Below are 20,395 nucleotides of genomic sequence, written 5' to 3' on the forward strand. Positions count from 1 at the left end.
CAGGGCGCGCGCGACAACAACACAAAGGATAACCACAATGAGCTACAAAACTCTCGCTGCCGCCACCGCACTTGCAACCCTAATTGCCTCAGGGGCCTTTGCCGCGAACGTCGTGACATCGGCGCCCGCGGATAACAATGCTGCGACAACCGCCGCGGTTGCCCCAAATGGCAGCCTTGCTTCCAAAATAATCGGCGCTTCAGTTTATAACGGGACGGATGCTAATGCTCAGACGATCGGCAAGGTCAATGACGTCCTCCTTGCGAAGGACGGCAAGGCCCAGTCGCTCATCATCGGCGTCGGGGGCTTTCTCGGCATCGGCGAAAAGAATGTCGCTTTCGACTTCAACAAGGCCCAGTGGGCCGAAAAGGACGGCAAGCGCTGGCTCGTGATCAAGACCACCAAGGAAGATCTCCAGGCTCAGCCGAACTTCGATTCGAAGGCCTACGATCCAACCACGGCTTCCAACACAGCCCCCGCACCAACGACAGTGGCGCCTGACTCAACCACCACCGGGGCGGTCGACAAGACGGCACTGACCGCCGTCCCGATCGACAAGGTCCGGGCCGAGGATCTGGTCGGCACGACTGTCTATGGCGCCAACGACGCCAAGGTTGGAAAGATCGGCGACGTTGTCCTGACGGGCGACAAGAAAGTCGACGCCGTCCTTATCGATGTCGGTGGGTTCCTCGGGATAGGCGCCAAGGAGGTGGCCATTGGCATGGACAACCTCAAGTTCATGACGGACAAGTCGGGAAATAGGTACCTATATACGAATTTTACAAAAGAGCAGTTTAATGCGCAGCCGGCCTATGAAAAAGGCACTTACGCAAGCGCGCGCGACAAACAACGGATGATTGCAAACTAAAGTTTCTTTGGTCTATCCGTTGAGTAGATCTTCGCGGCCCGGTTCGTACCGACTGGGTCGCGGGTGATCATTCGGGGGGCGAATAGTATTGCGCTTCGCGAAACTTCGGAGGCGAGGTACCGCGCTTCCTCCAAGACTCGTCTTCCATCAGTGCGCCGCTCTGACAAGCCGTTCAAGCGTCCTGAAGTCGTCCAAATCCTCGTATGGCGTCAGATCCAAGTCGGCCGGGACGCGTGTCAGCTTTTCCTGGTCGATCGGCTTTTCATGGGCCTTCATCAATCGTTGGTAGGCTCGCCATGCTAGACCCGCCCCTCGCACGGCGTCGCGCTCGGCGCGCAACGCAATCTGGTGCGCGTGCAGGTAGTGGAGCCGTAGCTCGTCGAGCAAGGCTTTTTCGACGACTTCGTGCGTTACCAAGAACCGCGCTAGCCTGAAGTTCCGTCCCCTCCAAGACAGTGTCCGGGGCAGGTGCCGGTCGATGTAGACGGTCTTCGCGTCGTCGCTGTAGCCGGCAATATATGGAATGTCGTAGTCGTGGCTAATGTTGACGCGCCTATACAGTGCCGTCACGACGTCAGCCAGGACGCGATCATCCACCTCCTCGGAGGTGTGGGGAACTTCGTTGTCGATCTTCAAGGCGCTAGATCCTTTGGCACCACGAATCACGCTCTGCATGAAAGGCTCCGATCGCGCAGTCAGCTGGCTTGGACGCAGAAGGGAATAGCCGCTTCCTCGCTCTCTGCCGGGGCTGGAAAGCCGCATTGGTCAGTCGAGCCGCGCCTTTAGTGTCCTGGGTGGCCCGCGCTCCCAGCACAGCGCGGGCCGAGCATGCCAGCGGCGACACCAGGAAAGACGCCGCACGGCATTGAACGTAGACCCCGAGGGTAAGTTCCCTTTGGGCGTCCGATACCAGCCTCGGTGCCGCCACACCTCGGAGAAAGTCGCAGGCTGTTTTTATTTGCGGGTTGTTCGCGGCGGCCGGCGCAATCTGCGTTAAGCATCGGACGGTGCAGGGTCTGCCAGCCGGAAAGTCGATCGGGACCGTGCTGCCGGTAAGTCCAGCTACCGAAAAGGGCCTCGACGAGATGACTTCCGCCAGCGACCGTGGCGCAAGGACTGGGCGTCGACCGCGACTACTAGGTGAGCCGATGGTCGTTTGTCTCATCGCGTCTGGCCCGGGCCTACGTGGAGGATGTCCGTCGACGCGGAAGGGCCTACGAAACGAATCCGGCGGGGAGGGGTCCCAAACGGGACCCCTCGAATGACCGGATCAGGCGGCCTGCTGTTCGGCAGCTCGGTCGTTCACGCCCGCATCGCCAAGCGACGTCAGTGCTTCGTCGGTGGCTTTTTCTTCTTCCAGGTTGGCGTTGAGCAGTTCCGCGACGTCATCCCTACCAAGAGATGTCGCCCACGCAATCAAAGTGCCATAGCGGGCGATCTCGTAGTGCTCGACGGCCTGCGCGGCGCCAACCAGCCCGGCGTCCAAAGAGACCGAGCCTTTGTAGTCCTCGAGAATCTCGGATCCTTCCTCGAGTATGCCATCGATGGCCGGACAGGTCTTGCCTCGGGCCGCCGTGCCGAGAATCTCAAATACTTCTTCCAGCCGTTCGACTTGGCCTTCGGTCTCCGCAAGATGCTTTTCAAAGGCGGCGGTGACCTGCTGGTCCTCCGCGCCCCTTGCCATCTTCGGCAACGCCTTCAGGATTTTTTTCTCTGCATAATAGATATCTCTCAGGCCATCGAGAAACATGTCCTCAAGGCCTTTATTGGCGATTGCCTTCTTCGTAGCTGCCATTGCGATGTTCTCCTTGTTCATGAGCCCGTTGCGGGTAAGGTTCCCAACTTCATCGGGCCTGCGAGGTTCCCACAGCAATTAACAAGGTCGGCCTTTTGCTGGGCGACCTGACGTCGCGGACTCTGAACAGCCAGGGAGTTCATGCCGGGCAGCGCCGGTTTTGACGTTCAACATGCGAACCCGTTGGTAAATTTCCAGGAGGTGTCGCGAGCTGAGGAACGATCCAAATTCCCCTGCATTAAGGGGCCTAGATTGGACAGCCTTTGGAGCTCGCCGGTGTCATCCGAAAGGTACCGTTTGGCCGATGAGAGAACCAACGAGGTTTCAATCGTTGATCTCATACCTGCCCTGCGGGCTTTTGCGCGCACCTTCTGTCGCATCCCCGACGACGCCGACGAACTCGTGCAGGAGACCTTGACAAAGGGACTCGCCAGCATCGCCACGTTCAAACCCGGCACGCGCATGAAGTCGTGGCTCTTCACGATTATGCGCAATACTTACTATACGCGCATCAAGCTGGCAGCCAGGGAGGCGCCAGGCCTGCTTGGCTGTGCGTCGCTGAGACCGATTTCAGAGGCGACCCAAGAATGGACTGTCCAGAGCAAGGAGGTCCACGCCGCCATTCAGAAGCTGCCGGAGCACCAACGCGAGGTCCTGATGCTGATCGGCGTCTTGGGTATTAGTTACGAGGAAACGGCCGATATCTGCGGTTGCGCGGTGGGGACGGTCAAAAGCAGGCTCAGCCGTGCCCGAGCCAGCCTCCTTGAGTACATGGGAGAATCCTCGCTCCAGACATTGATTGAGAGAAGAAATCTTCTGGCAGACGGGCAACTTGACAGCGAACGTCACGGATAGTCAGTTCTTCGTGCCACCGTGGCGCTTCTCTAGTAGTGCTTTCTGCAATTCCACTGCTAGCCTCACCAGGCGATCAGGAACTTTTTCCCTCTCGATTTCGACAAGCAGGAAGGCAATCTCGCGGTCGACCAAAGTGTCTGCGGGGGCGTCCACATCGTCACTCGAACGAGACATCGTTTTCCTTGAGACGTCGATACATTAATCTCAATGTGACGAGAAGCTCTCGGCATTTCAAGGCGTCGCGATGCACCGCAGCGACCGCCGGCCACTGCCAAACCAGGAGCGGGTGCCGCCGAGACGAAACAGCCAAGGACCAGCTACCCGACAGGACATGACATGGGGGCGGTCGCGGACCACCTCGGCGCAATTTCCAAAGGCACGGCCGACAGAACGGAGCGAGCTGTGCGTAGGGTGTGGTAGACCTTCCCAACGGCGCCGAAACCAGAAACAGCAACATCACCTTGGGACTGGCTATTCAATTTGTGGCTAACGCCACAATTCTTGGTTACGACGTCCGCGCTGCCATGGTTACCTATGGCGAACCGGGAACTCCAAGTCTTAGGTCAAGAGACTGTGATCGACTGTGGGCGCAATTGGGCGGTGCGCTCGTTCGGCCGTGACGACCGCTTCCCCGGTCCGCTCACTTATCCATCTAATGAGACAAGATTACCCGAAACTCGCAGATCAATCCCGATTCTTCAAATTTCAGCGCCACGCTGCCTGACTTGTCGGAATCAAATACCCTCTCGAGGAGCTGTGTCCCGAAGCCCTTGCGGCCGCCCGGGCCAACGCGTGGACCTCCCGTCTCGCGCCAATCCAGATCTAGACAGCGATGCTGCTTGTGACTGACGAGACTCCAGCGGATGCAAACCCGGCCCGTGGGATTCGACAACGACCCGTATTTGATCGCATTGGTCGTAAGCTCATGAAATGCCAAAGCTACCGAAAGGGCGATGTTCGGCGGGAGCCAGACCGGCTCGCCGCTGATTTGGAACCGCTCAATCGGGACGTGCGGCATGATCGATCCCAAAATCAGGTCATTCAGGTCAGCCCCACTCCAGTTTTGCTGCGTGAGGAGGTCGTGTGCCTTTGCCAGCGAGATGAGTCGGCTAGAAAGTGTTCGTTGCGCCTCGGTCAAACTGGTGGCATTGCGGATGGTCTGAGCCGCAATGGATTGGACGACGGCAAGCGTATTCTTGACGCGGTGGTTAAGTTCATTGGCCAGCAGTCTTCGGTGCTCTTCGCCGCGCTTGCGCTCGGTAATGTCCAGGCTGATTTGTACTGCGCCGAGGATCGCGCCACCGGGATGGCGAATTGGCCGTGCGCTTGAGAGCAGGAAGCGTTCAACCCCCGACGGGAGGGTGTAAGCAAACTCTTCCTGATCGACCAGTTCTCCGCGCATTGCACGGCTCAGCGGCCGATCCTCTCGGCTGACTACATGACCATCCTTAACCGCCACTGTGTCGATTACGTGCTCTGGCTGGCCAAAGGATTTTGACGCTTCTGTCGGCAAACCCATCAGTTCAGCCGCGAAGCGGTTCCGGATAACCTGAAGCGCTTTCGGATCATAGGTGAACCATACTGCTGCAGGCACAGTATCCAAGACCGCTTCCAACTCGGTTCTGCGTGTGGCAATGGCCCGCTCTGCATCAACCATTGCATCGGCAATGGTAGCAAACTCGGCGATTGAGGAGTGCAGAGGTTCGACCTTTTGTCCGTGGCCCAGCGCTTGGGCGCGCGCCGACAGTTGGGCCGTAGCCCCGATGAAGCGTTTGGCGAAGATATATCCCAGCGCCATGGAGACAAGGAGCGACAGGAGGCCGATACCGGAAATTGCGATTAAGGAGCGCCAGAGCGGAGCCTTTGCCGTTGATAGCGGCAAATTGGCTGTAAAAAACCAATCGGAATACGAAGACCTGTAGTAGCCAGCCAGAAGAGTGATGCCTTCTAGATTGCGAGATGTAAAGCTGCCGGACCGCCCGACAACTTTCTCAACATATTCGGGCAATCCGGGCTTGCCGGTCATCTCCTCATGCAACTTGGAACGGGCCACGAAGTGGCCTTCACGGTCTCCAACCCCGACCGTCCAGCCCTCTGGCACTGCCGGCATCATTACATTGCGGATGCGCGAAGTCGGGACAGATATTGAAAGGATAAGGTCCTCGCCTTTGGGAGCCGGCACCCGCACACCGACGGCAACGCGATAGTCCTTCGACCCCGCGGCGGCGAAGACATCACTGACGAAAAGACCCGAAGTCTGCAACCTTTGGCGGTCATGGTCGGTGATCGGTTCTACGGGTGGGAGGCTAGTCCCGTAGCCAATTTCGGTGTTCATCAGCTGGTTGCGGCCGAGATCGCGTAGGACGATGACACGGTCAGTACCCCATACTAGATTGACCGCTTGGTCGTGAAAGGCCTGCAAATCGCCTTTGGAAAGAGCAGCCGATTTTGACAAGCCGTTGAGGACCGTCTGGAGATTGAAGAGCTCGCCTTCAACCACGAGCGAAACCTGCCTGGCCGTCTGCACAGCTTCGTGTTCGATGCGGTCTCGCTCCCGAAGCGCGAATTGGACCAGCAAATAGGCCGCAAATAACCAGACCGGCACGATCGCAGCAGCGATCAGTCCAAGCAGGTGCAATCGAACGGATCGAGGTTGCAAGCCGAACCCTCCGCCGCCTCTGGGTTATGCCAACCATAGTGCCAAGGCGTCGAACAGCAAAGGTTTGTTCAAGCGAATGTTTGGAAAGCCTTTTGGGCTAGCGTGGCATGACGGAAGCCTCTGAGACTCTCCCGCCGGCGCAAACAGGGCCTTGCCCGCTTCAGAAGTGTCGTGCGCGTCGAACCACCACTTGCCTCAGGCAAGTGAAGACAGGCGCAGTCAGCGCTCAAAGGACTGGTCCTGAACCTCGACGGCACCGGATTGCAGTCGCCAGAGGCGTCATTTCCATCTTGATTCCATCCCGGACACCCTGGCTCTAAGAGATCAAGCTCAAGGCGTTTTTTTAGAGGAGACGCGCGAAACTGCTTATCAATGGCTCCTTTGGTGGTCTCGCGTCTCGCGCATCATGAGCGCCGCTTCAGTGCGGTTTCGCACATTGAGTTTCGACAGCACCCCGGTCATGTGGTGCTTGACCGTCTTTTCCTGCAGCTCCAGGCGCAAGGCAACCTCCTTGTTGGAGAGCCCCTCCGCCACCAGCCGCAGGATTTCCGTTTGCCGTTCGGTCAGTTGCCGCAACCGGTCCGCCGCGCCGTTGGTGGATTGCGGGGACTGGAGATCGGAAAGCAGCCGCGCCGACAGCATCGGCGAAAGATAGCTCTCGCCGCCCGCCACGTTGCGCAGGATATCGGCGAGCGCGCGCGATCCGACACCCTTGAGGATATAGCCCTGCACGCCCGCGTTCAGCGCCGTGGTTACATCGGCATTGGCCTCCGAAACGGTCAGCATGACGATCCTCTGGGCGGGATGGGCGGCAAGGATGCTTGCGACCGCGGACAGGCCGCCACCCGGCATGGAGATATCGAGCAGCAATATGTCAGGCTGCATCGTCGAGGCGATGCGTTCGGCATCTTGCGCTGTCGCGCCTTCGCCGACGATCTCGAAACCTCCGATCTCCGACAGGCTGCGCGTCACGCCTTCGCGAAACAGCGGATGATCGTCGACAATAGCGATGCGGATAGTGCCAATCATGCTTGCTCCTCGACCGAAAGACTGATCACCAATCGCGTGCCTTGCGGCCAATTTCAAAAAGGCCGCGCGATGCCTCTAGCCCTCTCTCGGCGCCCAGTCTGAAACCATACACAACTAATCGTCTTTGAACGGCTAAAACTACGGGGTTATTTGAAGTCTCCGCGCCGCCGCTAAGCCGGTTAGGCCAAGGGTCTTGGCTGTGCATTGCCACAACAGAGCCTGGCAGGGGTGTGATTGCCGGCCGCTGCTGCGCCAGCATGTCGATCCTGCGCATAGCGCCTATAATCGGGGACTAGAAACGCCCCGGTGGGCGGGAGCGCAACGATTGGAAGTCCCCGACACCGGTCGGTCGCTTGCGCGGCATGCCGACCAGATGCCCGTGCCAGGAGTCCTGCAGAACCTGGTGGTCATCTTAGGGGTCCTGATCGGTGCAGATGTCATCGGGCAGTGCGACGCACCACCATTCGTCTATGACCGATGGCGCTGGCGCAACGTGATTGCCCATCCGTGATGCGCGCCGACCTTTTTGCTTTCTCTTTTGTGGATGTCGATCTGGTGGCGCATCGCGTCTGAAAGTGACAACGCCAAATCGAGGTCTTTCGGGTAGTCTGGCAGGATCCAGACGGCCGTCAGCTCTGTCGCGGTGATAGGGTTCATGACGCCTGTCTCCAGAACACCTCTTGACTTGACAGGAATATATTCCTTATTTTAACGGCGTCTAGGCTAGGAAAGGCTTATGGGAAAGCGCCGAGACGCGCCGGCCGACGAAGCTATGTCGGAATTGGAATTCGCGGCCCGAGCAGGCCATCACCGCAGCCGGTGGTGACACTGTGGTTGCCTTGCTTACGCCTCTGGCCAAGAATCCCGAACTTAAGCGGAAACTCGCTCTGTCACGCGCGGCGATCTCGAATGGCTTTTCTCGCGGCTGGCACAAGGGGTGCCCTGGATGGTGAACACCCCCATGACAATTTCCGGTTCGAGGTATGCAATCGAGAGAAGACCCATTTCGAAACCAAAACTCAATCGCTCGACGCCGTGGTGAGCCAAGCGGCATGGCACGCCGCCAGTCGGCCCCAGCCGGGCGTACTGCTGACCCAATACGACAGCTGCCATGCCATGGAGAAGACCACGTCCCCGCGCAAAGTAGAGGTTCCGCCGCAGACGATCATAGACGGGAACATTCATGCCGACTGGACGTGGCGTTCGGCGACCTTTGCAGTTGGCACACGCTGCGATCGTGCCGGAGGACCTTGTCACATCCCGGAGGGGAAGCCTGCAAGCTTGATCTAGCGGTATGGCAAAGAAGATTGGTGGAGCGGGCTGTTATGCACGAGTTGCGACGGGGCGGACCCGTGAGGTTGGAAATCCACAGACTACCAAGGAACTGAAAGGATTTCGGGAATGCACGACTTGATCGAATTCTTCCAGGCCAATGCGGCTCTGGTGATCGCCAACCCCATGGCCTTCCTGACTTTCGCTGTCCTTTTTGGAACCGGAGGGTTCACCGTCGGTCGCTATTTCCTAACCGAACGCATCGCCAATCTAGAAAGTCGAATTGCTCGGCGTGATGATGAAATCGCGGCACTGAAAACAGACAGTGCAAAGACGGCAGAGCCGTCAATGATCCCGATCATAGGCACGTCGGCGCTTGGTAAAAACGACGCAATCCCGATGTTGAGAAAATGGCCTGATCGGCGTCTGCCGGAAACCCCGTCGGCACCTCTAAGTCGAGGCCGTGGCTAACCACTCGTTACTTGGGTTATCTCATCTTTTGAATCCGCACAAAACCCATGGGGAAATTCTGCGCGAAATATCGGACAACGCGCGCTCTCCATCAGCGTATCGAGGTATCACCTTGTCGCCAAAGAGCACGACGCGTCACCAACCAACGCGTTCGGCGTGTCTCAGAGCCTTCTGGCTCAGGGCTGCCAAATCTGGCTGCTCCGGTGATCCGAAGGCTTTCCCTGGTGTTACCTGCGATGTGGCGTGGCGCTACGAAATGCAGACCACGGCCTGCGCCCTGGCCTCTTGTCAAATGGTATCAGGCTCGGCCTTTGCCCGTAACCGTCCATCCATGGCGACGTGGGTGATGGAGTGGTGGGGCGGGGCAGGGCGCTCCTGAAGCCGAATGCCCATTGGCCAGAGCCGCAACGCCTCCCAATGGATGCCGGCGGTCACCTTGAGTGTCAGCAGAGGATACGAGATGAATGCGCGCAGCAGACTGGCATCGCTCAGCGCCCGCCGCTTGCCGGCGAAGCTTGCCACCATCAGCGGCCCTTGGTCATCGCTGGCAGTGATGTGTATCGCGACGTTTTCGTCGGGGAGGCCGATGCGAAAGCGATAGTTCAATCCCATGGCTATGAAAGGCGAAACGTAGAAGCGCTTGTCGCAGTGTTGCCTGACAGTCTCGTCGTGCCGGTCGCCGACAGGGATCAGGTAGCTGTGGCGCTGCCCAAAGGTGGATCGCGACGAGGTCGCCCTGCCGGCTATGGCAGAAATAGATGCTGAGCGGATTGAAAGCGTCCAACCATCAATCGATCCGGGGGATCGATCGGATCGCGAACATGGACCTCCTCCGCCATCGCCTTCCAAAATGGCGTGTAGACTTTGTAAAAGCCGCCGGACCCAGTCTTGAGGTGCGAAGGTTCATGCAGGAGCGCGCCATCGAAGCTGAGCGCCGTGAGCCCCTTCTCGCGCAGGGCGGCTTTCATCCTGGCATCTACCCCCGCCTCCGAGGGGTCGTAACGCCTGTTCCAGAACACGCAATTCGCGCCGCTGGCGTCGATCGCCTTGGCGACGGCGTCTTCGGTGCGTCCATGCGCCAGAAATAGATTCGCTCCAGCCTTGCGAAGCAGATCGCCAAGAGCCGCGAGCGAGTGATGGAGCCACCAGCGGCTGGCCGCTCCCGTAGCCCTTAGACCTTTGGTTGTCTCGTCCAGGATATAGAGCGCCACGACGGGAGCGCCGCGATCGGCTGCCGCCGCGAGCGCGGCGTTGTCACCAATGCGCAGGTCGCGCCGGAACAGCACAATGGTGGGAGCTTGGGCTTGTCGGCTCATTCCGTCTCGCAGATCATTTTGCCGGCGTCCAGCGCACGTTCTTGCAAATCAAGCCTGCGCCTATGCAGCCTCGCGTTGTGAGCCCCCCCTTCTTCACCGTCAACGTCATTGAATAGGTACGGTTTCGCTTGGGGTCGTAAGCCTTTCCGGCCAGCGTGCCTTGTGACGCCGGTAATGATCAGCTTGTCGCCGGCCTGTTCACCCTTGCTGTTGTCGCCGATCCACAGATTGGTCGCGCACAATTGCTGTCCACAAGGCGCGATTGAGACCTTGGCGTTGCCGTCGTCTCGCATCCATATGCCGCGGCTGTCCGAGAATGCCCGAACGTCGCGTCGTCCTAATGCCGATCTGGCGCTGCGCCGCAGTCGGCATAAGGCGTCTCGGGTGCCGGTAGCGCAGCTTCGTCGTCGTCGCAATTTCCAAGGACAGTGCGAGTATGTCCACAAAGTGCCTGAGGCGTTGCAAAAGTCTCTGCAGGGGCGTGCGGAACGGCCTAAGAATGGAGGCGCATTTCTAACCCGCTGGCCGTTGCCGTGTCGAAAGCGACCGGCACACCGTGAGCAATGCATGCCTCTGCGAACAACTCCTCCAACATTTGGTCGGTGACGGTGCAAGCCGGCATGAGGGTTCTAATGGCACGGATCGCCATCGCCATCGATAGGAACCGCGCTTTGCGTCGCGAGAGCACGTAGGCTTCGGCAGCCCTTTCAACCGCCACTGTTTGAAAATCGTGGACCATCAACACTCCTCCCTGGAAGCACGTTAGGGCGGGCTCTCTTCGCACTTCAAGGCTTGGTATGAATCCGAACAGTTAGGTTGAGGACATATTGAGCGATCTTCCAGGGGAGCCAGGTCGATGCCACATCAGGTTTCTGAAACCACCTCGCCGAACGGCATCACCAGCACAGTTATGCCGCTCTCGTCGGTCACTTCGAAGCTGCAGTCGAACCAGCTGCGGAGCGAGTCCATGCGGGTGTGAAAGACGAGATCATAGGCGTTGGCAAGCGCATGGCCTTGCACGGCTTCCTCGTTCTCCAGCTCATCGCCGTCAGGGTCCGGTATGAGCCGGCCGCGATAGCGAACATTCATGAAGTAGCGCACGATCCACCTCATCTGTCTCGCTTGATCGGGAACTGAAATACGTTGGAATATTCCTTCTCTGCGAACCCGTAAGCTTGGCCGGCGATCTGCTCCAGCTTCTCGCGATCTCTCACCGTGACGTGGCCGCGCGTGGCCCGGATCACACCGGTCCCCTCCAGCATCTGCACCGCCAATGTCACACCCGGACGACGCGTGCCCAGCATGACGCTCAGAAACTCGTGGGTCACGGGCATATCGTCTTTTTCCAGACGATCGTGGGTCATCAACAGCCAGCGGGCCAGCCGGTCCTCGATGGAGTATCCGGCGTTGGCATAGGCCGTCTGGCTGACCTGCACGATGAAGGTGTGCACGAAGCGCAAAAGCAGCGCGCGCAGCGTGGCACTGTGGTCCATCGCTGCCTGGAGTTCATCGGCCCCGATGCGAAACGCTTCGCCCGCAGCCTGTACCATGCAGGTGTGAGGCGTGCGGTCCACGCCGAGCACAACGGCCGTGCCCACCAACCCCTCCGATCCCACCATGCCGACCTCGAAGCGACCTTCTTCCGTGTCGGCGACGATCGAGGCGATGCCGTATTCGGGGAAAGTGACATGCGTGATCTTCTGTTCCGCCCGGAACAGGTGTTCACGCACCCCAAGCGTGACGGCTTCGAGATGCGGCTGCACGAGCGCGAAGTCGTCGCACGACAATGATGCAAGCAGACGATTGCGGATGCTGGATTGCTGAAGCTGAGCCATGCTCTCGCCTCCCGTTTTGGGGCAAGAGCACACGCATCTCTCAGCCGCTTGCGCCCACACAAATCGGCAAGCGATCGCTCACCATCCTCTCAAGTCGCGCGGCCGGCAATTGCGAATGTCGCTTTTGGGCTTCGGAAATATCCTTGGGTACGATTTCGAACAGTGGGCGAAAGTGCGGGCGGCGTTCTCGAACCGGCACTGAATGGTTCTGCCGGAACAATTCCAAGCTGGCCGGGTTTGAGAACAAAGGTGGCTACAATGGAACGAGAGCATCCTCGCAACCTCGCCGAATTGCTGCGACGGCAATTTTCCAATGAAGTCTTGCGACGGCACCTGCGCAGTCTGCCAATCTTTCGTGTCGAAAAATGGCTTCCCGATCGACTAAGGTACCTGGCGGATCGCTTGTCGCGGAAGGCAGCAAAAAAGTAGGCGCGCCACGTTGGGCTTGGCCCTCAGGATGATGCGAACCTGTTTTATTCCACACGCTGGATACGGCCCTTGTTTAGGCAGAAGACGCCATGGTGACCGCCCTGTCTCTCAAAATCGGTTTGGAGTTCATCCCAGGTGCCCAGATACGCTCCACAATCATCGCAAAAAATCGGGGTGTCTGGGCGAGCGTCGGTGGGAATTCTCAGCCGTATGGTGAGGCAGTATGGGCACTCCAGCTTATGGTCGAGGAATTTTGGTGGCTTTGGTCTAGCATGTTCCGACTTGCACGCTATCCAATCCAGCAGGTCCGGATCCACGGTGTCAAAACCGGTGAATTCACGGATGATCTGCGCGGCGAAGTCGCGCCATTGGCTTTCCGGAATCTTCTTCTCGGAGATCGCGCGGCGAAAGGCACGCAGGATAGCGTTGTCGATTGACGCCCCTTTGGTATGTGACATTTTCATCCTCCGCATGCAAAGGCGGAAGCACGGCCAACTCCCAGGGCGCGCCCGCAATGCCACTGTTCGGTATGAGCGGTCCCGCCAAGTATACGCCGGTTCGAACTCCGCCGAGTCCCGCCAGCGATGGGTACGAATCCGTACCAGCATTTCTTATTGAAAGGACGATACTTCGCCGCCCTACAAATTTGAAGATTGCCATGCAGGATAAGCGAGATAGCGCAAGATGGCGAACGGCCGTTGAAGTTATAAAAGCCGGTGAGGAATGGTTGGTCCGCTTGGTCGAGGACGACCAGGAACTAACCCCTCATTCGCGCTGCAATCTTTTGCCTTTGCGGAGGGCCAGCGGATACGGCTAGGCCCTCCCCGATTTCAAACGGAAGGCAGCCTTCAGATGCAAGGTCCGCAATTTAACGGCATAATTGAACCGTGACGGTCGCGTTGTTGAACGACCCTCAAACCCCGCCGGCAAACTGCAGCCGCCGCAGCGGCGAGCCAGGCTGGTAATTCGAGGCCGCCGGAACGCAATGTTCAACCAATGCGTTTCATGATCCAGCAAGGGGCACTTTTCGGAGGCTGAACATGAGCAGCTTCGAACTGATCGATCTGCTTTGCGTGGTCGAGGCCTGCCGGCACGATCGCGTGGTCGGAAATTTTGTCTCGATGGCTGAGGGCGTGGAAGAGTTGCGGGTGCTGACCGGCGATTTCGTGTCGTCGGACGAGGTGATGGCAAACGCCCTTTCCACGGTGGCGCTTGCGCGGGGCTGTTCAGTCTTGTTCGATGAACAGGCAGGGGCCGAGATCCAGCTTTGACGTCCTGACCGCCACACTGCTGGTATTGCCGCTTCCATGAAGGGAAGCCATCCTGCAGCTCGACCGCGGTTGAGTCATCGTCAGGTTTCATAGAACGCCCGCCACCTGGATGTGGCGGGCGTTTCAGATCGGGCGCCCAAGTCAGGTCAGGGTAAGGACGATCTTCAACGTATCCGGATCGACGATGACGATTTAGCCGTCGGCCAATATGAAATACTCTTAGCTTTCGTACGCTGGTACGATTTTGACGAGACGCGCGGGCAGACGATCTGAATTACCTTGTAGCCGCGGCCTCTCGGCCAAGCCATGAAGATGTGGCGCCTTGTGTCCAAAAGGTTCGCCTTCTGGTGACCTCCGCCAGATCGCTAGGAAGCGCTGACGCCGCTCCTAGGGGGCAAGTTCCGAACTCGACGGCTCAAATCGCAGACCATCCCAATCATCCATGCTGGTCACCGTCCGCGCACGGCAGCTGGGATCGTGGGCTACAAGGTCGCCTTCGTGCCGTTCAGCGCCGAACATCCAACGGAATGGGGCAGGACGTCTTCACCGGCCTCCTCAAAGGGCGAGGCGAGGGGAAGGCCGGTTGGTGTCAGGGCCGGCGCGCTTTTGATCGCCGACGATGTCGGCAATACGGTGTGGCGGGTGACCTGACAAGCGGTGCTCCGAAACCGGTGGACGCGATGTTCTCATTTCGCGGCCTGGACCAGCAGATGGGCGGATCTCGGCCCGACCTCGATCATCTCACTGCCCACCGCCCGTCGGTCTTGCTGCGAAGCTGGGAGTTGGGCGGCGCCAGCAGAAGCTGGCCTGCGAGAATGCGCCACAGGCTGCCCGGCATCGGCGGCAACTTCCTCGCGCAGACGGATTAGGGATCAAGACAGACGTCCCCGAAAACCTCGCACCTGGCAATCAGCCGCCTGCTCGGCTCATACTTCGTCGAAGCGGCTTCCTTCCTTCGAAGGATCGCGTGACAAAACTCGCTCCTCTTCGTCATCGGGCAACGCTTCGTCGCTGTTTTGGTAAGCGTTGTCGTCGTCTTCTTCAGGAAGCGTTCCGTCCCTCTCCGTCGCACCATCAGCCTCGCCCTCGGCCGCCACGATGCTGGCGCCTTCGACCGCATTCCAGTTCTGCTGCTCGCTAGCCGGCGCGCCGGTCCGATCTTGCTGAGCGGTTCGCTTATTGCGCGGTTCCATGGCGATCTCCACGATTTGATTGGGGCCTTTGCGTTAGAGAAAACCGCCCAGGCGACGGGAGGTTCCAGCGCGTCCGATGCCGCAGCAGTCGAATGGAACCAGCCAGGCTTGGACTGGCAACCTCAGAAGCGGTACGCCTGTCTGGTCTGCATACCGCCCGCCGTCCATTCCTGCGAGGCGGCTGACATTACACGTTAAGACCGATGTGGCATGGGCATCAGCGGTGCGATGATGGCCGAGGCGCTGACGCGAGATGGACTTTGCGTGGTCTGACGACCGGTGCGGACCGTTGAAGGATCGACGGCCGTGACGACCGCGCTGGTTCAGTTTGAAATCGATCGGCCGCTGACGGAACTGTCGCATATGATTGGTGCCGGGGCCGCCCAACAGGCATGGCCGCGCTCGCGCCTTGCCCTCTTGAACCTGCAGGAGGCATCCGGTCCGTATCTCTATGCTCGCCTACGGCGGATGGTCGTGATTGCGGCGGCGAGGACGAAGATTTCACCGACGAACAAAGACGAAATGCCCTGACATCGAAAAGGCAAAACGCTGGCGAGGAAGCTCGCACGGATTTTCCCGCACCTGGACGTCTTTTCGCAGATTGCTTCTAAGCTCGTCTCAAGCTCGATCGCCGGTGTGAAGGACACGTATATGGCCTTGCTCGCATTCAAGCCGTGAATGGTGCCTTGTTGAAGACTGGAAGCGGGGGGTTACGCGATCTGCTCGAAGGTGCATTGGCGCGGGGCTTTGTCCGGCCGCCAGCGCAAAAGTTTCGTTCCGTGCCGGAAGCGGTCGCCGGTGACGTGGTCGAAGCGAACCTCGACCACGAGTTCCGGTCTGACCGGTTCCCATTCGCCGCTACGCTCGGTGCTCCACCGGCTAGGGCCGCCCGGCGCCTTGCCGTTGAAGCCGGATCCGCCACGCAGCTGTTCCAGCCTTTCCGTCAGTGCCGCACGCTCGTCATTGGCGATGGTCGAAGTGAAGCCGACATGGTCGAGCAGACCATCGTCGTTGTAGAGACCGAGCAGCAGCGATCCAACCTGTCGTCTGCCGTTCAAATAGCGGAACCCTCCCACGACGCAGTCGGCCGTGCGTAGGCGCTTTACCTTCACCATGGCGCGTTCGCCCGGCCGGTAGGGGCCGTTGAGAAGCTTGGCCACGACACCGTCGGTGGACCCGCTACCAGCGCCCTTCAACCACTTGTCGGCTGTCGCCAGGCTGGTGGTGGCCCGCGAAAGCCGGAGAATCTTGGTCTTTGCCTTGGCCACCAAGTCTTCGGCCGCGGCACGCCGATCGTGCAATCGCAATTCGATCAGCGGCCGATCTCCCGGAGCCACAAGCATATCGAAGACGACCAGCTGCGCGGGAATTTCCCCACTGAGCTTGCGGATGCGGCTCTCTGCTGGATGAAGCCGCATCTGCAGGGCGTCGAAAGAAGCACGGCCATCGATCTCGACTATGATTTCGCCGTCGACGACGAAGTCCGTTGCCGCGAGCGTACTCAAGGCCCTTACGAGTTCGGGAAAATAGCGACCAAGCGGTTTACCGGATTTTGCCCTGAGGTCGACGGCCTTGCCGCCCTTGAAGGCGAGGCAGCGGAAGCCATCCCATTTCGGTTCGTACTGCCAGGGACCGTCTTCTCGCGGCAATGCCTCCGCCGCGCGCGCTTCCATTGGCTGCGTGCTCAAGGGCAAGGGAAACTCGACGCCAGATTCCGTTACCATCGCTCTTCCGTATTGCGATGAGGCAGGTCGAGGCCGCAGCTAACCCAGCTGAGCCGCTGCGCGGACCCGTGGTTGTATTGCGGCTCGAGTTCCGCCGGATTGTCGAAGGTTCCGACATGCAGCGCGATTTCGTCAATTGCGGCATCATAGGCCAGAGTAAGCGGCGTGCCGCATGCCCGGCAGAAGCCGCGTTGCGCAAGGGGTGATGACCGGCGGTAGGTAGGTTCCTCGCTTTGCCAGGAAACTCCGGCAGAACGCAGCCATGCGAGCACCGCAAAGGCGCTGCCGGTCGCACGCCGGCACATGTCGCAATGGCAGTAATGCACGCGCGGATCGCCAGTCACCCGATAACGGATTTTTCCGCAGAGGCACCCGCCTGTACGTTCGATAGCGAAGGTTTGGACGGAATTCTGTGCTGTATCCATCCAATCTGAACGCGCGGCGCGGTAACTGGTTTCCGAGGGAACGCGTAGCCGGGGAGGGACGTTTGTCCGACATTGCGAGGATCAACCATTGAATCTTAAGAAGCGCCGCTGCTCGCCGAAACAAATGTTGTCCTGCTTGACGTTAGTACAGTCGAGCCAAGCGCGCTTGGGATTGTGATGTCAACTCCGGGCTTGAGCTACGGACCGCTTGGCGATCGCTGCGCGCATCTTTGCGTCGATATGCAAAAGCTGTTCGCCGAGCCGTCCGAATGGGCGACGCCCTGGATCACCCGGGTCCTTCCGAGAATTGTCCGCCTTGTCGAAAGGAAAGCCGAGCAAACGATCTTCACCCGCTTTATCCCGGCTGCAAAGGTAGGGCAGGGCGCCGGGACCTGGAAGCGCTACTACGAGCGCTGGGCATCGATGACGATAGAGGCCGTCGGTCCGGAGATGGTGGACTTGCTGCCGCCGCTGCCTGCATTCAGTCCGCCGGCGAAGATAATCGACAAGCATGTCTATTCGCCTTGGCCGGAGGGAAGGTTGCAGACCGAGCTCGCTGAGCGTCGGATTGATACGTTGGTGATCACGGGCGGCGAAACCGATGTCTGCGTCCTCACGACCGTTCTTGGCGCGATCGATATCGGCTATCGCGTCGTTCTGGTCACCGATGCGCTTTGCAGTTCGTCCGACGCCACCCATGACGCGCTGATGACCGTCTATCACCAGCGTTTTGCCCAACAGGTCGAGACCGTCGAGATGGAGACGGTTCTCTCGGCGTGGAATTGACGAGCCCCACCGCTACGCTTCGAGGACGATCAACGCAACGCCGAGTTCGGAACGCTTCCTGCGGCGAAGGTGGCCAGCAATAGTGCCGCTCGAAAGAAAGGTGTGTCACCGCCTTTCCGTCGTTTTTCGGGGCGATGATGCCACGCGGCGACAAATCAAAATACGCGGACAAGCAGGAACGTAAGGCTGATCATATCGCCGAAGGCTATGAGAAGCGCGGCGTTTCCGAGAAGGAGGCGGAGCGACGCGCCTGGGCCACCGTCAAAAAGGATGATGGCGGCGGCAAGAAAGAGGGAGGGTCGGGTCGAGGCAAACATACCGGCCATCCCGCCGCACACAAAGGCGGCGAAAAGGGTGGGGCCGCTTCCGCAGACCGACCCGCCGCCGCGCGTTCTGCCTCCGCAAGGAAGGCCGCGAAAACACGGGCGAGGGATGAACATTCTTCCCACTGACAATCCAGGCTTTCCGGCAGTGTTTCCCAGGAGCGTGCGCAATGGGTGGAGGGGCTAACTCCCGAGGGCATTCAAGCCAACTGTGCCCAAAAAATACTATGTCGGCAGACAGAGCCGTCGATGAGGTCCACGCGAAGAAGCGCGTCCACGGCTCGCCAGCCGAGCATGAACCAAAGAGGCGGGCAAGAGTCGAGGCGCTCTCGCAACGCTAAGGCCGTAACGCCTCAGGAGAATCCGCCGCATTTCCAAGCGCCTAGTTTTGGGACGGGGGCGGGGACGCAGGAACATGTTGATTTAGAAGGGTCGACAAAGCGGTGATGACCTGAACGACGGCGAATGGCTTGGCGATCATTACGCTTCCCGGCACGCCTTCCGCACCCCAATGAATGTCACTGTCGCCGCTAATATAAATTACGGGGAGGGCTGAATTGGCTTGACGCAAATGCCTTGCAACTTCCCATCCGGTTTTACCCGATCCCAGGCGAATGTCCGAGATGAGCGCCTTGAACGATGTCGGATCGGCATCGAAAGCTTCAATGGCTAGAGCGGCGCTGTTAGCAGCGACGACAAGAAACCCTGCCTCTTCAAGCGCCGATTGTATGTCGAGCAAAATCAGCGCCTCGTCCTCGACGACTAGAACCGAACTGCCGTTCATTATCATTCCCCTCTAGCGCGGCCGTAAACGGCTACCGGAGGTTTAAGTTCCGAACCAATGAATCACTTTAGCGCGAGCGCCGAGTCCTCGGTCACGGAAAGGGCTGTGCCCATAAACATCACAAGAGCGACGCTCCTCATGGTTTTGCTCCTTGTGTGTTGGAGCAGCCTATTCTTCAGCGAGACGCGGACTTCGTTACAGTGGAATATTTGACAATAGGGAGAGCCGATTTGGAACATGGTAAGTCAAGGCCACGACGTGACGTTACTCGGATTGGTGGTCGCATCTGTCACACTTCTTCGCCAAAGAGCATCGCCTCCAGAACGTCCGTGCGAACCGCTCGCATCTGCTTGCGTAATTTCCACTTACCTTGAAAAGCCGCCGACCGCCCAACCTAGCGATATGGCTAAAACAAACCCGAGAATGACAGCTGTAAAGAACCACATATTATTGTTCCTTGCTCGGTATACGAGCATGAATGATTTTTGCCTGAAAAGGTTGCGCACCAACTTGTTCGAGTGCGCTTCTGATCTTTTCCCTCATGAGGTGACATCAAGCGGCCGCAATGTCTCCCTTCTGTCGGACCAGAAGACAAGCGAAGTTCGAGCCATTCTGGCCCGTAACACCGGCTTGCCAGAACATCAGTCATCTAAAGGTTGACCGCTGCAGGGCGGTGCCCGCGGCTCCTGCCGCTAGAGGGACATGATAGTGACGGCCCATCTTTTCCCCTTCGCCACGGGGCATGGGACCGTACGCAGCGAAGCAGGCCGAAAGCGATAGGCGGCCGGAACCGGCTTCAGCGAATGGCGTTTTTCCCGAGGTCACTCAACTGACCTATCAATGGAGGAAAACCAAAATGAGCATCAAGATACTCACTCTGACTGCTGTGGCGCTTGCAATGATGTCGGGCTCGGCCCTACCGCTAGCAATACGTCGGCGCTTGACGATCCGGCAACGATGTCGCCTTTCTTCACGGATGCCGGCATGAAATCTCTGAGATCGGAAAAGGATTTCAAGACCGCATGGAGCGCCATGAAACCCGAGCAACAGAAGGCAGTGCTGAAGGACTGCGGCGACACTACGCTCAATAAATCGCACGCAGAATTCTGTGCCATGGCAAAGAAAATGGGCGGCTGAAATCCAACGTCGAAGGCTGAACAGCTTCCAGACTCGTACTGCAGGAGGTCCGGTGCGATCCCGCACCGGACCTCATCACGTGTGACCCTGCGCGAAGGGGAACTAACGTTCCTGCGCGCAGCATCGCCAATAGGCTGTGTTTCTTTCCTTGCGTTCTTCTTTTTGCGTCGAAGCCATCAAAGGGAGCGACGATCCGGGCAAAGAACCTAGAGCAGTGGCCGCC

Annotated in this window: 25 protein-coding genes and 2 pseudogenes; 10 read left to right on the forward strand and 17 right to left on the reverse strand. The window is 58.9% G+C overall.

The window, feature by feature from the left end:
* Positions 1 to 37: 37 nt before the first annotated feature.
* On the forward strand, positions 38 to 868 hold the full coding sequence (locus D3242_RS29270) for a PRC-barrel domain-containing protein (RefSeq protein ID WP_051112879.1): 831 nt from the start codon (positions 38 to 40) through the stop codon (positions 866 to 868).
* Between the two features lie 147 nt (positions 869 to 1,015).
* Here D3242_RS29270 and D3242_RS29275 read toward each other — a convergent pair whose 3' ends face one another.
* Both D3242_RS29275 and D3242_RS29280 read right to left on the reverse strand, forming a co-directional pair.
* Complete coding sequence (locus D3242_RS29275; protein ID WP_147377500.1) at positions 1,016 to 1,504, reverse strand: hypothetical protein; 489 nt, start codon at positions 1,502 to 1,504, stop codon at positions 1,016 to 1,018.
* A 634-nt stretch (positions 1,505 to 2,138) separates the two neighbouring features.
* A complete protein-coding gene (locus D3242_RS29280) occupies positions 2,139 to 2,663 on the reverse strand; it encodes a YciE/YciF ferroxidase family protein (RefSeq protein ID WP_064982134.1) in 525 nt (174 codons plus the stop codon).
* 297 nt (positions 2,664 to 2,960) lie between these two features.
* Here D3242_RS29280 and D3242_RS29285 point away from each other — a divergent pair, with 297 nt between their 5' ends.
* Positions 2,961 to 3,518 (forward strand): sigma-70 family RNA polymerase sigma factor, encoded by a 558-nt coding sequence (locus D3242_RS29285; protein WP_064982136.1) that lies wholly within the window; start codon positions 2,961 to 2,963, stop codon positions 3,516 to 3,518.
* Here the strand turns inward: D3242_RS29285 and D3242_RS33705 are convergent, their stop codons facing one another.
* From D3242_RS33705 to D3242_RS29305, 4 genes are all read right to left on the reverse strand, one after another.
* Entirely contained in the window at positions 3,519 to 3,692 is a 174-nt protein-coding gene (locus D3242_RS33705) for a hypothetical protein (protein ID WP_019863978.1), read from the reverse strand.
* Positions 3,693 to 4,170: 478 nt separating this feature from the next.
* On the reverse strand, positions 4,171 to 6,177 hold the full coding sequence (locus D3242_RS29295) for a sensor histidine kinase (RefSeq protein WP_223217971.1): 2,007 nt from the start codon (positions 6,175 to 6,177) through the stop codon (positions 4,171 to 4,173).
* 369 nt (positions 6,178 to 6,546) lie between these two features.
* On the reverse strand, positions 6,547 to 7,206 hold the full coding sequence (locus D3242_RS29300) for a response regulator (RefSeq protein ID WP_019863981.1): 660 nt from the start codon (positions 7,204 to 7,206) through the stop codon (positions 6,547 to 6,549).
* Between the two features lie 468 nt (positions 7,207 to 7,674).
* Positions 7,675 to 7,863 (reverse strand): hypothetical protein, encoded by a 189-nt coding sequence (locus D3242_RS29305; RefSeq protein WP_020629213.1) that lies wholly within the window; start codon positions 7,861 to 7,863, stop codon positions 7,675 to 7,677.
* A 252-nt stretch (positions 7,864 to 8,115) separates the two neighbouring features.
* On the opposite strand from D3242_RS29305, the gene D3242_RS29315 reads away from it, so the two are divergent.
* Positions 8,116 to 8,496 carry a hypothetical protein gene (locus D3242_RS29315; RefSeq protein ID WP_019863983.1) on the forward strand — a complete coding sequence of 127 codons (381 nt, stop codon included), beginning with the start codon at positions 8,116 to 8,118 and terminating at the stop codon, positions 8,494 to 8,496.
* A 111-nt stretch (positions 8,497 to 8,607) separates the two neighbouring features.
* Positions 8,608 to 8,949: a hypothetical protein gene (locus tag D3242_RS29320; protein WP_019863984.1), complete on the forward strand. Its 342-nt coding sequence runs from the start codon at positions 8,608 to 8,610 to the stop codon at positions 8,947 to 8,949.
* A gap of 288 nt (positions 8,950 to 9,237) precedes the next feature.
* Here the strand turns inward: D3242_RS29320 and D3242_RS29325 are convergent, their stop codons facing one another.
* From D3242_RS29325 to D3242_RS29355, 7 genes are all read right to left on the reverse strand, one after another.
* Positions 9,238 to 9,798, reverse strand: coding sequence for a DUF1365 domain-containing protein (locus D3242_RS29325; protein ID WP_167470468.1), 561 nt, complete (start codon positions 9,796 to 9,798; stop codon positions 9,238 to 9,240).
* Complete coding sequence (locus tag D3242_RS29330; RefSeq protein WP_027047919.1) at positions 9,693 to 10,265, reverse strand: deoxyribodipyrimidine photo-lyase; 573 nt, start codon at positions 10,263 to 10,265, stop codon at positions 9,693 to 9,695. Before D3242_RS29330 ends, D3242_RS29325 begins: the two co-directional genes overlap by 106 nt.
* Positions 10,266 to 10,278: 13 nt before the next feature.
* On the reverse strand, positions 10,279 to 10,374 hold the full coding sequence (locus D3242_RS34155; protein WP_245314234.1) for a DUF2147 domain-containing protein: 96 nt from the start codon (positions 10,372 to 10,374) through the stop codon (positions 10,279 to 10,281).
* Positions 10,375 to 10,758: 384 nt separating this feature from the next.
* A complete protein-coding gene (locus D3242_RS29340; protein WP_019863985.1) occupies positions 10,759 to 11,004 on the reverse strand; it encodes a hypothetical protein in 246 nt (81 codons plus the stop codon).
* A gap of 125 nt (positions 11,005 to 11,129) precedes the next feature.
* Positions 11,130 to 11,378: a DUF6894 family protein gene (locus D3242_RS29345; RefSeq protein ID WP_019863986.1), complete on the reverse strand. Its 249-nt coding sequence runs from the start codon at positions 11,376 to 11,378 to the stop codon at positions 11,130 to 11,132.
* Positions 11,375 to 12,100 (reverse strand): Crp/Fnr family transcriptional regulator, encoded by a 726-nt coding sequence (locus D3242_RS29350; RefSeq protein WP_019863987.1) that lies wholly within the window; start codon positions 12,098 to 12,100, stop codon positions 11,375 to 11,377. The genes D3242_RS29345 and D3242_RS29350 overlap by 4 nt, the downstream gene beginning before the upstream one ends.
* Before the next feature lie 473 nt (positions 12,101 to 12,573).
* Positions 12,574 to 12,987 (reverse strand): hypothetical protein, encoded by a 414-nt coding sequence (locus tag D3242_RS29355; RefSeq protein ID WP_019863988.1) that lies wholly within the window; start codon positions 12,985 to 12,987, stop codon positions 12,574 to 12,576.
* Positions 12,988 to 13,569: 582 nt separating this feature from the next.
* Between D3242_RS29355 and D3242_RS29360 the strand changes: the two genes are divergently transcribed.
* Together D3242_RS29360 and D3242_RS33710 are read left to right on the forward strand one after the other, a co-directional pair.
* Positions 13,570 to 13,800, forward strand: a complete 231-nt coding sequence (locus D3242_RS29360; protein ID WP_019863990.1) for a hypothetical protein — start codon at positions 13,570 to 13,572, stop codon at positions 13,798 to 13,800.
* A 480-nt stretch (positions 13,801 to 14,280) separates the two neighbouring features.
* Positions 14,281 to 14,451: pseudogene (locus D3242_RS33710) on the forward strand (PQQ-dependent sugar dehydrogenase); the annotation flags it as partial.
* 275 nt (positions 14,452 to 14,726) lie between these two features.
* Here the strand turns inward: D3242_RS33710 and D3242_RS29370 are convergent.
* Positions 14,727 to 14,993 carry a hypothetical protein gene (locus D3242_RS29370; protein ID WP_027047922.1) on the reverse strand — a complete coding sequence of 89 codons (267 nt, stop codon included), beginning with the start codon at positions 14,991 to 14,993 and terminating at the stop codon, positions 14,727 to 14,729.
* Positions 14,994 to 15,299: 306 nt separating this feature from the next.
* Between D3242_RS29370 and D3242_RS29375 the strand changes: the two genes are divergently transcribed.
* Complete coding sequence (locus D3242_RS29375; protein ID WP_147377502.1) at positions 15,300 to 15,524, forward strand: hypothetical protein; 225 nt, start codon at positions 15,300 to 15,302, stop codon at positions 15,522 to 15,524.
* 179 nt (positions 15,525 to 15,703) lie between these two features.
* On the opposite strand, the gene D3242_RS29380 is transcribed toward D3242_RS29375, so the two are convergent.
* Positions 15,704 to 16,717 carry an ATP-dependent DNA ligase gene (locus tag D3242_RS29380; protein WP_019863998.1) on the reverse strand — a complete coding sequence of 338 codons (1,014 nt, stop codon included), beginning with the start codon at positions 16,715 to 16,717 and terminating at the stop codon, positions 15,704 to 15,706.
* The gene (locus D3242_RS29385) at positions 16,711 to 17,142 is read right to left on the reverse strand and encodes a GFA family protein (protein ID WP_064982104.1); all 432 of its coding nucleotides are present in this window, start codon (positions 17,140 to 17,142) and stop codon (positions 16,711 to 16,713) included. Before D3242_RS29385 ends, D3242_RS29380 begins: the two co-directional genes overlap by 7 nt.
* A 177-nt stretch (positions 17,143 to 17,319) precedes the next feature.
* On the opposite strand from D3242_RS29385, the gene D3242_RS29390 reads away from it, so the two are divergent.
* Entirely contained in the window at positions 17,320 to 17,928 is a 609-nt protein-coding gene (locus D3242_RS29390) for a cysteine hydrolase family protein (protein WP_027047924.1), read from the forward strand.
* A 137-nt stretch (positions 17,929 to 18,065) separates the two neighbouring features.
* Complete coding sequence (locus D3242_RS29395; protein WP_080644031.1) at positions 18,066 to 18,380, forward strand: plasmid stabilization protein; 315 nt, start codon at positions 18,066 to 18,068, stop codon at positions 18,378 to 18,380.
* Between the two features lie 253 nt (positions 18,381 to 18,633).
* Here D3242_RS29395 and D3242_RS29400 read toward each other — a convergent pair whose 3' ends face one another.
* Entirely contained in the window at positions 18,634 to 19,035 is a 402-nt protein-coding gene (locus D3242_RS29400; RefSeq protein ID WP_032921644.1) for a response regulator, read from the reverse strand.
* Between the two features lie 856 nt (positions 19,036 to 19,891).
* Here D3242_RS29400 and D3242_RS29405 point away from each other — a divergent pair.
* Positions 19,892 to 20,172, forward strand: a pseudogene (locus D3242_RS29405) (hypothetical protein).
* The last annotated feature ends 223 nt before the right edge of the window (positions 20,173 to 20,395 follow it).

The sequence above is a fragment of the Mesorhizobium jarvisii genome (assembly GCF_003601985.1).
Classification (GTDB): Bacteria; Pseudomonadota; Alphaproteobacteria; order Rhizobiales; family Rhizobiaceae; genus Mesorhizobium; species Mesorhizobium jarvisii.

Excerpts from the sequence above, each read along its gene's own strand:
- D3242_RS29305 (WP_020629213.1), bottom strand. The coding sequence starts at position 7,863 with ATGAACCCTATCACCGCGACAGAGCTGACGGCCGTCTGGATCCTGCCA.
- D3242_RS29270 (WP_051112879.1), top strand. The coding sequence starts at position 38 with ATGAGCTACAAAACTCTCGCTGCCGCCACCGCACTTGCAACCCTAATT.
- D3242_RS29355 (WP_019863988.1), bottom strand. The coding sequence starts at position 12,987 with ATGTCACATACCAAAGGGGCGTCAATCGACAACGCTATCCTGCGTGCC.
- D3242_RS29370 (WP_027047922.1), bottom strand. The coding sequence starts at position 14,993 with ATGGAACCGCGCAATAAGCGAACCGCTCAGCAAGATCGGACCGGCGCG.
- D3242_RS29330 (WP_027047919.1), bottom strand. The coding sequence starts at position 10,265 with ATGAGCCGACAAGCCCAAGCTCCCACCATTGTGCTGTTCCGGCGCGAC.
- D3242_RS29380 (WP_019863998.1), bottom strand. The coding sequence starts at position 16,717 with ATGGTAACGGAATCTGGCGTCGAGTTTCCCTTGCCCTTGAGCACGCAG.
- D3242_RS29360 (WP_019863990.1), top strand. The coding sequence starts at position 13,570 with ATGAGCAGCTTCGAACTGATCGATCTGCTTTGCGTGGTCGAGGCCTGC.
- D3242_RS29345 (WP_019863986.1), bottom strand. The coding sequence starts at position 11,378 with ATGAGGTGGATCGTGCGCTACTTCATGAATGTTCGCTATCGCGGCCGG.
- D3242_RS29315 (WP_019863983.1), top strand. The coding sequence starts at position 8,116 with ATGGCTTTTCTCGCGGCTGGCACAAGGGGTGCCCTGGATGGTGAACAC.
- D3242_RS29300 (WP_019863981.1), bottom strand. The coding sequence starts at position 7,206 with ATGATTGGCACTATCCGCATCGCTATTGTCGACGATCATCCGCTGTTT.
- D3242_RS29280 (WP_064982134.1), bottom strand. The coding sequence starts at position 2,663 with ATGGCAGCTACGAAGAAGGCAATCGCCAATAAAGGCCTTGAGGACATG.
- D3242_RS29400 (WP_032921644.1), bottom strand. The coding sequence starts at position 19,035 with ATGAACGGCAGTTCGGTTCTAGTCGTCGAGGACGAGGCGCTGATTTTG.
- D3242_RS29385 (WP_064982104.1), bottom strand. The coding sequence starts at position 17,142 with ATGGATACAGCACAGAATTCCGTCCAAACCTTCGCTATCGAACGTACA.
- D3242_RS29340 (WP_019863985.1), bottom strand. The coding sequence starts at position 11,004 with ATGGTCCACGATTTTCAAACAGTGGCGGTTGAAAGGGCTGCCGAAGCC.
- D3242_RS29320 (WP_019863984.1), top strand. The coding sequence starts at position 8,608 with ATGCACGACTTGATCGAATTCTTCCAGGCCAATGCGGCTCTGGTGATC.
- D3242_RS34155 (WP_245314234.1), bottom strand. The coding sequence starts at position 10,374 with ATGACGTTGACGGTGAAGAAGGGGGGGCTCACAACGCGAGGCTGCATA.
- D3242_RS29350 (WP_019863987.1), bottom strand. The coding sequence starts at position 12,100 with ATGGCTCAGCTTCAGCAATCCAGCATCCGCAATCGTCTGCTTGCATCA.
- D3242_RS33705 (WP_019863978.1), bottom strand. The coding sequence starts at position 3,692 with ATGTCTCGTTCGAGTGACGATGTGGACGCCCCCGCAGACACTTTGGTC.
- D3242_RS29395 (WP_080644031.1), top strand. The coding sequence starts at position 18,066 with ATGCCACGCGGCGACAAATCAAAATACGCGGACAAGCAGGAACGTAAG.
- D3242_RS29390 (WP_027047924.1), top strand. The coding sequence starts at position 17,320 with ATGTCAACTCCGGGCTTGAGCTACGGACCGCTTGGCGATCGCTGCGCG.